This window comes from uncultured Campylobacter sp., assembly GCF_937890585.1.
Taxonomy (GTDB): domain Bacteria; phylum Campylobacterota; class Campylobacteria; order Campylobacterales; family Campylobacteraceae; genus Campylobacter_A.
On sequence record NZ_CALACG010000061.1, the window covers coordinates 1 to 9,358 of the forward strand.

10 protein-coding genes and 1 pseudogene are annotated in these 9,358 nt (G+C 41.0%); 9 read left to right on the plus strand and 2 right to left on the minus strand.

Annotation, left to right across the window (positions count from 1 at the left end; genetic code table 11):
- Positions 1-193: 193 nt before the first annotated feature.
- Positions 194-523: pseudogene (locus Q0296_RS01540) on the minus strand (c-type cytochrome); the annotation flags it as partial.
- A gap of 83 nt (positions 524-606) precedes the next feature.
- On the opposite strand from Q0296_RS01540, the gene folD reads away from it, so the two are divergent.
- Genes folD through Q0296_RS01555 form a run of 3 tightly spaced genes read left to right on the plus strand, consistent with a single transcriptional unit; the run spans position 607 to position 3,018 of the window.
- A complete protein-coding gene (gene folD / locus Q0296_RS01545; protein ID WP_298035859.1) occupies positions 607-1,458 on the plus strand; it encodes a bifunctional methylenetetrahydrofolate dehydrogenase/methenyltetrahydrofolate cyclohydrolase FolD in 852 nt (283 codons plus the stop codon).
- An 11-nt stretch (positions 1,459-1,469) separates the two neighbouring features.
- Complete coding sequence (gene lepB / locus Q0296_RS01550) at positions 1,470-2,375, plus strand: signal peptidase I (protein WP_298035861.1); 906 nt, start codon at positions 1,470-1,472, stop codon at positions 2,373-2,375.
- Positions 2,362-3,018, plus strand: coding sequence for a site-2 protease family protein (locus Q0296_RS01555; protein WP_298035863.1), 657 nt, complete (start codon positions 2,362-2,364; stop codon positions 3,016-3,018). The genes lepB and Q0296_RS01555 overlap by 14 nt, the downstream gene beginning before the upstream one ends.
- Before the next feature lie 18 nt (positions 3,019-3,036).
- On the opposite strand, the gene Q0296_RS01560 is transcribed toward Q0296_RS01555, so the two are convergent.
- Positions 3,037-4,422, minus strand: coding sequence for a DUF4139 domain-containing protein (locus Q0296_RS01560; RefSeq protein WP_298035864.1), 1,386 nt, complete (start codon positions 4,420-4,422; stop codon positions 3,037-3,039).
- Between the two features lie 109 nt (positions 4,423-4,531).
- On the opposite strand from Q0296_RS01560, the gene rpiB reads away from it, so the two are divergent.
- Genes rpiB through ychF form a run of 6 tightly spaced genes read left to right on the plus strand, consistent with a single transcriptional unit; the run spans position 4,532 to position 9,015 of the window.
- Complete coding sequence (gene rpiB / locus Q0296_RS01565) at positions 4,532-4,975, plus strand: ribose 5-phosphate isomerase B (RefSeq protein ID WP_298035866.1); 444 nt, start codon at positions 4,532-4,534, stop codon at positions 4,973-4,975.
- Entirely contained in the window at positions 4,972-5,304 is a 333-nt protein-coding gene (locus tag Q0296_RS01570) for a hypothetical protein (protein ID WP_002939538.1), read from the plus strand. Before rpiB ends, Q0296_RS01570 begins: the two co-directional genes overlap by 4 nt.
- Before the next feature lie 20 nt (positions 5,305-5,324).
- On the plus strand, positions 5,325-5,873 hold the full coding sequence (gene apt, locus Q0296_RS01575; protein ID WP_298035870.1) for an adenine phosphoribosyltransferase: 549 nt from the start codon (positions 5,325-5,327) through the stop codon (positions 5,871-5,873).
- A 1-nt stretch (position 5,874) separates the two neighbouring features.
- Positions 5,875-6,480: a DedA family protein gene (locus Q0296_RS01580; protein ID WP_054196332.1), complete on the plus strand. Its 606-nt coding sequence runs from the start codon at positions 5,875-5,877 to the stop codon at positions 6,478-6,480.
- Positions 6,461-7,912 carry a leucyl aminopeptidase gene (locus Q0296_RS01585; RefSeq protein ID WP_298035872.1) on the plus strand — a complete coding sequence of 484 codons (1,452 nt, stop codon included), beginning with the start codon at positions 6,461-6,463 and terminating at the stop codon, positions 7,910-7,912. The genes Q0296_RS01580 and Q0296_RS01585 overlap by 20 nt, the downstream gene beginning before the upstream one ends.
- On the plus strand, positions 7,912-9,015 hold the full coding sequence (gene ychF, locus Q0296_RS01590; RefSeq protein WP_149705898.1) for a redox-regulated ATPase YchF: 1,104 nt from the start codon (positions 7,912-7,914) through the stop codon (positions 9,013-9,015). Before Q0296_RS01585 ends, ychF begins: the two co-directional genes overlap by 1 nt.
- Positions 9,016-9,358: the final 343 nt, after the last annotated feature.

A 9,358-nucleotide genomic window follows, 5' to 3' on the forward strand; every position in this document is an offset into this window, starting at 1 on the left:
TTGCACCTTGAGTGGCGGCCGCTTTAGCAGGATCAGCTAGCTTTGTAGCTGGTGCTTGCTTTGCTGGCTCGGTAGGTTTTACAGCAGGCGCAGTTTTAGTGGATTCAGGCTGTTTTTGCGTAGCAGCAGGTGCGGCTGGCTTGGTTAAATTTTGCGATTTTGCCGATTTTGCAGGAGGTTTCATCTGATTTGTGATGTATTCATAAAGTATAGTCGTCTCCTCGTCTGTCAAAAAGTAGCTTGGCATGACGCCTTTTGGCTTTGTTAGAGCTGCTTTAAAGCTTTCAAAGTCTATATCATTTATCTTTGGCGCTCTAAGCTCATCATCTACTGTTTTGTTTGCCTTTTTGTCAAAGTGCTTGTATTTAGAGATTAGACTACCCTCGCCCTTTGCGCCGTGACATTTATCGCAGCCTATGCCACGTGGATTTAGGTAGAGCATCTTGGCGTACTCGGTCTTTGTGATAAAATCAGCACCAAAAATCGCCACACAAAAAAGCAAAATCAAAAAAACAGACCTCATAAACCTCTCTTTTAAAAATTTAATTTAATTTTAGGTATGATACCACCCTTGTGATTAAAAAAGCTTTTAAGTAAGGATCGAATATGAAAATTTTAGACGGAAAAGCCGTATCTTTAAAGGTCAAAGAAAGCGTAAAAGTAAGAGCTGATGAGCTAAAGAAATTTGGTGTCGAACCAACCTTAGCCGTCGTCTTGGTCGGCGAAGATAAGGCATCTCAAACATACGTTAGAGCCAAAGAGAAAGCCTGCAACGAATACGGAATAAAAAGCGTGGCTCACCGTCTAAGCGAAAACACAACCCAAAACGAGCTACTTGCCCTTATAAACGTGCTAAATTTAGACGATAGCATCCATGGCATCTTGGTTCAGCTGCCACTGCCAAAGCACATCGATACAAACGTCGTGCTCGCAGCGATCGATCCACGAAAAGATGTAGATGGTTTTCACGCTGTAAATGTTGGCAAACTTGTTAGCGGACTTGAAGGCTTTGTGCCTTGCACACCGCTTGGCGTGATGGAAATTTTAAAAGAGTATGGCATAGATGTAGCTGGACTAAATGCAGTGGTGATCGGCAGAAGCAACATCGTTGGCAAGCCTATGGCAAATTTACTCCTAAACGCCTCTGCAACGGTTACGGTGACGCATAGCAAGACTAAAAATTTAAAAGAAATTTGCAAAAATGCTGACCTTATCGTTGCAGCCATTGGCAAGCCATTTTTCTTAAAGGCTGATATGGTAAAAGATGGCGCGGTAGTCGTTGATGTGGGCATAAACAGACTTGATGATGGCAGGCTTGTGGGCGATGTGGATTTTGACGAGGTCGCACCAAAATGCTCATACATCACGCCTGTTCCTGGCGGCGTTGGTCCGATGACCATAGCCATGCTTTTAAACAACACAATCCTTGCTGCACAAGCAAAGATAGCTAAAAATTAAAGAGTGAGATAATGAAGAGAGCTTTTACTAAATTTTATGACTTTTGCTCGAGCTGGACAGGCACGGTTATCATCGTTTTGCTTGTCATTTTCTTTGTAGCTCAAGCCTTTGTGATCCCGTCTGGTTCGATGAAAAACACACTTTTGGTTGGGGATTTTTTATTTGCTAAAAAGTATGTTTATGGCATACCAACGCCAAGAATTCCATGGCTTGAGGTAAAAATTTTACCTGAGCTAAATGGCAATGGTCACCTCATCACAGGCGATGGTCCTGCCAGGGGCGATATAGTCGTATTTCGCTATCCAAACGATGAGAAAACTCACTTTGTAAAGCGCTGCTTTGCAACTAGCGAAGACGAGATCGTTTTTACTGAAAAAGCCCTCTATCTACGCCCAAAAGAGGGAGATAGCTTCATAAAGGCAAACTGCCGTGAAAATTTAAACGGCAAAGAGAGTAAATTTGGCTACTCATGTAGCGACGTAGCCCAGCTTGATGGCAAGCTTTTCATAAAAGAGCCATATAGATTTAGTGGCATCCATTACGACGAAAATGTAAATTTATTTGAGCAGATGGTTTTCATGCTAAATACAAACAAATCAAACGTTTTTATGAAGCCAGCGCTCATTAGCTCACTACCGCAAAATCCAAATTTTAACTTTAACGCTTTTTACGTAAAAGTGCCAAAAGATGAGTACTTTATGATAGGCGACAACCGCGATCACTCAAACGACAGCCGTTTTTGGGGAAGCGTGGCTTATAAAGATATAGTCGGTCAGCCTTGGTTTATTTATTTCAGCTGGGACAATAACTACAATGTGCGCTGGGAGCGTATCGGACGCTTTGTAGATACGATAGAAAACGATGAGTTTTTCACAAAACAAGCTCTAAAAGAGGGAGAAGTCGATGGACTTCACTAATTTTGACCCTATCAAAGTCGCCACTATCGTCATCTCTTTAATAATCGCCATCGTAGGCCACGAGATCGCTCACGGATATGTCGCTTATAAATTTGGCGACAACACCGCAAAAAGCCTTGGCAGACTTAGCATAAATCCCATAAAACACATCGATCTTGTTGGCACTATCATCGTGCCACTGGTGCTTTATCTAAGCACTGGCATGATGTTTGGCTGGGCAAAACCAGTGCCTGTAAATACCTACACAGTCGTGCGAAATGGCGGATACAAGGCAGCTATCTATGTAAGCCTAGCTGGCATTTGCTACAACATCATCCTAGGCATCTTGTCGCTTTTTGTGTTGAAGGCTTTGCTAAACATAGAAACATTTGAAATTTTACTTCAGTTTTTATTTACGCTTGCGCTTTTAAATTTGATGTTAGCCATCTTTAACCTCTATCCGATCCCGCCACTTGACGGCTTTCACGCGCTCGAGTATGCGCTTAGAAATTTTGGCTTTCACGCACTGGCAGAAAAGCTTGAGGGTATCTCAAGATACGGATTTGTCATCCTTATCATCATCCTCATTTCGCCTTTAAAAGATACTATCTTTTATCCGACAAGATACGTTTTAGAAATCGCAAGAGCCTTTATAAATGGCTAAATTTAGAGCAAATTTGCTCTAAATTTTTGGCTTTGTGATCTTATAAGAGTACTCTTTTTTAAATTCCTCTTTTGGCGCGAGGCTAAATTTAAGCTCCACCTTGCCATCTTTGCTGATATCTTTTTTATCAAAGCCCTTTATCTCGACCTTTACCGCCTCGTCGGCAGATACTGGCACGCGATCGACCAAGGTGACATCGACACTTTTGCTTGAGTTATTTTTGACACTTATCTCATAGCCCTCTTCGCTTATGCGGTCTTTGCCAAGAAGCGAGCTCTTTTTAAATTTATTTAATCGCTCTTTTTTAAGCTCGATTAGCTCGTTTTGTCCTAAAAATAACTGCACTGGCTCATCTTTTGCTTTTATCTCAAACTCGCTTGGGTTGCCGACACTCACACCATTAACATAAAACTGCGTTTTAGCTGGAGTTAGATCGTCATTTAGCTTAAAGCTAGCTACGTTATATGCCTTTAGTGAGCCGTAAAAATCAGCAAAAACGCTAAAATTTGCATCCATTTTTTGCGTGTCGTAAGTTATATATTTGCTCTCGCCTTTTGCTAAATTTATCCCATCTATCTTCCAAATTTTGGTAAACTCATTCTCATCTCTTTGTACACGCATGTCAGCGACCTCAGCAGTGACTTTCGCAGCTCTTAGCATATTTTTTGAAGCGCCGTAACCATCAGCCTCCACCTCGCTCTCCTCGTACCAAGGGTAAAACTTGCTTGGAGCAAGCGCTTTTTGATACCTAGTCGGATAGATAGCGAGCTTTAAATTTTTAACTTCACTAGCATATGGGTTGGTGAGCAAAATTTCTTGTTTTATCAAGATATTTTTGTTTTTTGTATCTGCATAAATTTCATTTAGCGTCTTTGGCGCCTCATCATCCATATATGAAAGCGTCGCCTCTTTTGGGCTGCAAGCAAATTTCATATCAAGCTGCAAAAATCCAGCCATTTCGCTCTTTGGCTCATTTTCTTTAAGCGCTTCAAGCTCACTTTTAACAGCTGAAATTTTCTCAATATTTTCTAGGCTAAATTTATAAAAATCCTCAGCTCTTTTTGTCACATCGTTACTTTTGTTTTCTCCTATCAAAGCTTGCTCTATAAACCTACCTCTTGCATTTAGCGCCTCAAGTTTATTATTTAAATTTACAACTTCTTGCTTCCATTTTATGTAACTTTGGCTATTTTCTTCGCTGATCTTTTTTAGATTAGCATTCGCGTCACAATCCCCATTTATAGTGATGCTCTCACTCTCCACACCCTCTGGCACAAAGGCGCTAAAAGAGCTGTTTGCGTCACTAAATTTTTGAGTGATGATGGTTTGATCTGTATAGATCTCTATTAGATTTTCATCTGCAAAGGCTAGCGTAGAAGCCACTAAAAAGAGTGCTTTTTTCACATTTTCTCCTTTAAATTTTTGGTAAATTATAGCTTCATTTTGGCTGAGAGTAAAATTTTATTTTAATGCAACTTTGACTATAATCAACAAAAAATTTAACGGACTTTTCATGAAGATAGACAAAGTTTTCTTAGCTAGCGATCACGCTGGTTTTGAGCTAAAAAACGAGCTTAAAGAGGCCATTAAAGGGCTTGGATACGAAGTGGTTGATCTTGGTACAAACGATAAAAATAGCGTTGATTACCCTGATTATGCGCATTTGCTAGCGAGCAAGCTTGAGCCTAACTTCTACGGCGTGCTAGTTTGTGGCACAGGCATAGGCATCTCGATCGCTGCAAATAGACATGAAAACGTAAGATGCGCCCTTTGCCACGATGAATTTACTGCAAGGCTTGCCAGAGAGCACAACGACGCAAATGTCATCGCTTTTGGCGCAAGGGTTATCGGCGCAGGCGTTGCTATCTCGGCGGTAGAAGCCTTTTTAAAGACTGAGTTTGCAGGTGGCAGACACGAAAGAAGAGTCGAAAAAATCGAGCTTGAGGCAGGCAAATGATAGGCGAGTGGATCGTTTTTACCGCTCTTGTTTGTGCTGCGATCTACCTAACTGTTATGGTTTTTTACTTCAAAACGCTTCTAAAAAAAGAGCGTGCGACAAAAGATTTTATGAAAAATAACCTCCAAGACACTGAGGTCGTCATAAGAAAATTTCAGATCCAACTCCAAAGAAGTCTAGGCAACATCGACATCTTGACAGATGAGCTAAACAAAACTAAAAATGACGTAACCTCACTTCGCACAAGAAATTCCCAGTACCGCCTAGAAAACGACAAGCTAAGGCAACGCATACGTGAGCTTGAAGGCAAGATCGAAGCGCTACTATAATCTCAAATTTAAGGAAATTTATGAAAATTTTAGATCAAAAAGGCAAAGAATTTTTACTAAACTCTATTCGCTGCATAAACGATTTTCCAAAGCCTGGCATAGTTTTTCGTGACATCACGACGCTACTAAATAACAAAGAGGCATTTAACTTTTTGATAGATCATTTGGTGGCTAGATATGAGGATGCAAAGATTGATTACATCGCTGGCATAGAGTCACGAGGCTTTATCTTTGGCGCGGCACTTGCAGCAAGACTAAGGCTGCCTTTTGTGCCTATTCGCAAGCCAAAAAAGCTGCCTTTTATCACGCTTTCTCAAAAATATAGCCTAGAATACGGTGTCGATGAAGTGCAAATTCACATCGATGCCTTTGGAGAAAAAGCAGGCGCTAGAGTGCTTTTGGTGGACGATCTCATAGCCACTGGAGGCACTGCAAAGGCTTCAGTAGAGCTTATCAATCAAACTAACGCAACCTGCGTAGAGGCATGCTTTCTCATAGATCTAGTCGATCTAAAAGGTAGCGAAAAGCTAAAGTCGCTTACTAAAATTTACAGCGTTTTAGAGGTTTAGAATGGAAGAGTTTTTTATAGAACTGCTTAAAGAGTACGGCTACATCATACTTTTTGTCTGGTGTATCATGGAGGGCGAGATGGCCTTAATAATGGCTGGAATTCTCGCTCACACCACGCATATGCACATCGCGCTTGCTATCTTTGTGGCTGGACTTGGAGGCTTTGTAGGAGATCAAATTTACTTCTACCTTGGCCGTTACAATAAAAAATACATCGCAAAAAGGCTTCACACGCAGCGGAGAAAATTTGCAGTGGCGCACATAATGCTGAAAAAATATGGCTGGCCAATCATCTTTTTGCAACGCTATATGTATGGCTTTCGCGTCATCATCCCGCTTTGTATAGGACTTACGGGCTATGACGCTAAAAAATACGCCTTTATAAATTTGATCAGCGCTTGGTGCTGGGCGGCGATCACCACCATACCTGCTTGGATACTTGGCGAGCATATACTTGTGCTTTTGCAAGAAGCAAAAGAGCACTGGTACGTCGCTATCCCAGTGGTTGCTATATTTATGGGGCTTTTGATCTATGCATTTAAGCGCATCGAAAATAAAATTTTAAACGAAAGGAGAGACAGAAGACATGCAGTTTCAAATAGTTGATAAAAAATTAAAAGACATTAAAGCTGATATTGAACTAATTTTCGTAGTTGATAAGGAGTTAAAACATAAATTTATAAGCGATAAAGAGGCTATTAAATTTAACAATTACAAAGGCGAGAGCGTCCTCATCCTAAGCGAGGCAAAGAGGGCTTACGTGCCACTTTCTAAGCTAGAATTTGACGAGCTAAGGCTTGCGGCTGCTAAAGCTTATAACGCACTAAAGTCGCTAAACATCAAGAGCATAAAGCTAGCTTCATATGTAGCGCAGTGCCAAAAACTAAGCTTTGAAGCACTTGCTGAGGGCTTTTTGCTTGGAAGCTACGAATTTAATAAATATAAAGAGAAAAAAGAGAAATACACCCTAAAAGAGATCATCTTTTCTACTGAAGAATTTGCTGGCAAAAAGATCGATCTAAAAGCTGCAAATGAGGGCTTTAAAGAGGCAGAGATAATAGCAAGTGCTACAAATTTCACAAAAGATATCGTAAATGAAATTCCAGAAATTTACACCCCACAAAAGATGGCGCAAGACGCTTTAAATTTAGCCAAAAACATCGCAAGCATAAAGTGCGAGGTCTATGACGAGAAATTTTTAGCTAAAGAGAATATGAACGCATTTTTAGCGGTAAATCGCGCAAGCGTGCATAAACCAAGGCTCATCCACCTAACCTACAAGCCTAAAAAGTCTAAAAAACGCATCATCTTTGTCGGCAAAGGGCTAACATACGATAGTGGCGGCCTTAGCTTGAAGCCGGCTGATTATATGCTTACTATGAAATCAGACAAAAGCGGTGCAGCAGCAGCTCTTGGCATCATAAAAGGTGCAGCGGAGCTAAATTTACCATTTGAAATTCACGCCATTTTAGGTGCGACTGAAAATATGATCGGAGGCAACGCCTATAAACCAGATGATGTGCTTATCTCAAGAAGTGGCGTTAGCATAGAGGTTAGAAACACTGACGCAGAGGGGCGTTTGGTGCTGGCTGATTGCCTAAGCTACGCACAAGACTTTAAGCCAGACATCCTAATCGACATGGCAACCTTAACTGGCGCTTGCGTCGTGGGACTTGGCGAATACACGACAGGCATCATGGGCAACAGCGAGAGCCTAAAAAATGAGTTTAAAAACAAGATAAAAGATAGCGGCGAGCTAGCGACTACGCTTGATTTTAACCCTTATCTTAGCGAGCTCATCAAAAGCCAGATCGCAGACGTTAGCAACTGCGCCTCAAGCAGATATGGCGGCGCGATCACAGCTGGTATGTTTCTAGCTAAATTTATCAAAGATGAGTATAAAGACAAGTGGCTACACCTTGATATCGCAGGTCCAGCATACCGCGAAAAGGCTTGGGGGTACAACCAAGCAGGTGCGAGTGGAGCGGGCGTGAGGATGAATTTATACTTTTTACAAGCACTTAGCAAGGAGGATTGATGGGACTTTCAGTTGGAATAGTAGGCCTACCAAATGTGGGCAAATCAACAACATTTAACGCACTTACAAAGGCACAAAACGCCGAGAGTGCGAACTATCCATTTTGCACTATCGAGCCAAACAAAGCCATCGTACCAGTGCCTGATAAGCGCCTAAACGAGCTTGCAAAGATAGTTAGTCCAAATAAAATTCAATACTCAACCATCGAATTCGTAGATATCGCAGGCCTTGTAAAAGGGGCTAGCTCAGGCGAGGGGCTTGGCAATAAATTTTTATCAAACATTAGAGAAACCGAGCTTATCTTACACATAGTTCGCTGCTTTGAGGATGAAAATATCACCCACGTCGAGGGCAGCGTCGATCCAGTAAGAGACATCGAGATCATCCAAACCGAGCTGATACTAGCTGACATCGAGCAGCTAAACAAAAAGATAGAAAAGCTCACAAGAGAGGCAAAAGCAAATGCAAAAGGCGCTAAAGAGGCGCTTGAGATAGCAAATTTACTTTTAGCTCACCTAAATGATGGCAAAAGCGCAAGCAGCTTCGAGCAAAGAGATAGCGAGGCATTTTTAGCGCTCAACAAAGAGCTAAGGCTTCTAAGTGCTAAAGAGGTAGTTTATGGCGCAAATGTCGATGAAGAGGGGCTTAGCGAAGATAATAAATTTGTAAAAGCACTAAAAGAGTATGCTAAAGCCTCAGACCACGAGGTGATCAAGCTTTGCGCCAAAGTAGAAGAGGAGCTAATAGGCCTAAGCGATGAAGAGGCACACGAGTTTTTGGCATCTCTTGGCACGAACGAGAGCGGTCTTGAAAAGATCATCAAAACATCTTTTGCAAAGCTAAATTTGATAAGCTATTTCACCGCTGGCGTCGTAGAAGTAAGGGCTTGGACGATCACAAATGGCTGGAAAGCGCCAAAAGCAGCAAGCGTTATTCACAACGACTTTGAGAGAGGCTTTATCAGAGCTGAAGTGATAAGCTATGATGACTATATCGCACATGGCGGCGAAAATGGAGCCAAAGAGGCTGGTAAGATGAGACTTGAAGGCAAAGACTACGTTGTGCAAGATGGCGACGTGATGCACTTTAGGTTTAATGTCTAAATTTAGCCCTTTTTGGGCTAAATAGCTAAAATTTATACATAAAATATTCAAGCCTTGGGTTGCAAGGCAAATTTAAACTTCTTTGTTGCAAGTTAATAAAATTCTTTTAAAAAATATATCAACTCATAATCTTATATCTTATTAATATATTTAAATGATGTAAAAGCTATCGACTTAGTAAAACAAATACGAGCTTTATAATAGATGAGCCAATTAAATCTTAATCCTAGAGAAATTTCGATAGATAAAATAATACGTTCGTCATCTTTTACAAGCCTTCATACCTATAATATTTTAAAGACCATAACTCATATTGTAATGAATATATAAAAATTTACTCATA

Bases quoted from the DNA above. Each gene is read 5' to 3' on its own strand.
- folD (WP_298035859.1), top strand. From the start codon at position 607: ATGAAAATTTTAGACGGAAAAGCCGTATCTTTAAAGGTCAAAGAAAGC.
- lepB (WP_298035861.1), top strand. From the start codon at position 1,470: ATGAAGAGAGCTTTTACTAAATTTTATGACTTTTGCTCGAGCTGGACA.
- Q0296_RS01555 (WP_298035863.1), top strand. From the start codon at position 2,362: ATGGACTTCACTAATTTTGACCCTATCAAAGTCGCCACTATCGTCATC.
- rpiB (WP_298035866.1), top strand. From the start codon at position 4,532: ATGAAGATAGACAAAGTTTTCTTAGCTAGCGATCACGCTGGTTTTGAG.
- Q0296_RS01570 (WP_002939538.1), top strand. From the start codon at position 4,972: ATGATAGGCGAGTGGATCGTTTTTACCGCTCTTGTTTGTGCTGCGATC.
- apt (WP_298035870.1), top strand. From the start codon at position 5,325: ATGAAAATTTTAGATCAAAAAGGCAAAGAATTTTTACTAAACTCTATT.
- Q0296_RS01580 (WP_054196332.1), top strand. From the start codon at position 5,875: ATGGAAGAGTTTTTTATAGAACTGCTTAAAGAGTACGGCTACATCATA.
- Q0296_RS01585 (WP_298035872.1), top strand. From the start codon at position 6,461: ATGCAGTTTCAAATAGTTGATAAAAAATTAAAAGACATTAAAGCTGAT.
- ychF (WP_149705898.1), top strand. From the start codon at position 7,912: ATGGGACTTTCAGTTGGAATAGTAGGCCTACCAAATGTGGGCAAATCA.